1 protein-coding gene is annotated in these 456 nt (G+C 62.9%); it reads left to right on the top strand.

What is annotated here, in order from left to right; translation table 11 throughout:
* Positions 1 to 456: substrate-binding domain-containing protein (locus EN742_RS37345; RefSeq protein ID WP_148670632.1), on the top strand; the 456-nt coding region annotated here is incomplete at both ends.

The following is a 456-nucleotide window of genomic DNA, read 5'->3' as shown; positions in this document are numbered from 1 at the left end:
GGCCGAGAAGCTCCTGAAGGCGAAGAACGGCGCGGTGAAGGGCAAGATCCTGCAGGTGCTCGGCGACCCCGGCGATCCCTACACGCTCGACATCCAGAAGGGGTTCGAGGAGAAGATGAAGGCGTTCCCGGACGTCAAGATCATCTCGCTTCCGGCCATGCAGTGGGAAGCCAGCAACGCCGGCACCATCGTTGCCGACCAGATGCTCGCCAATCCCGACATCGACCTGATCTTCAGCCATGCCGCGCATCTCTCGGTCGCCGGCGTCGCCTCGCTCGAGGCTGCCGGCAAGAAGCCCGGCGACGTCATGATGATGAGCTCGAACGGCGCACCGGTCGGTCTCGACCTGATCCGCAAGGGCTGGCTCAACGTCGAAGTCGAACAGCCGCTCTACGCCCAGGCCGCGGCTATCGCCATGTTCATGGACAAGATCGTCAAGAAGGAAGAGATCAAGCC

It is taken from the genome of Mesorhizobium sp. M4A.F.Ca.ET.020.02.1.1 (genome assembly GCF_004022645.1).
GTDB lineage: Bacteria > Pseudomonadota > Alphaproteobacteria > Rhizobiales > Rhizobiaceae > Mesorhizobium.
Note: the sequence above shows the minus strand (reverse complement) of the source record. Positions and strands in the feature narration are given on the sequence as shown.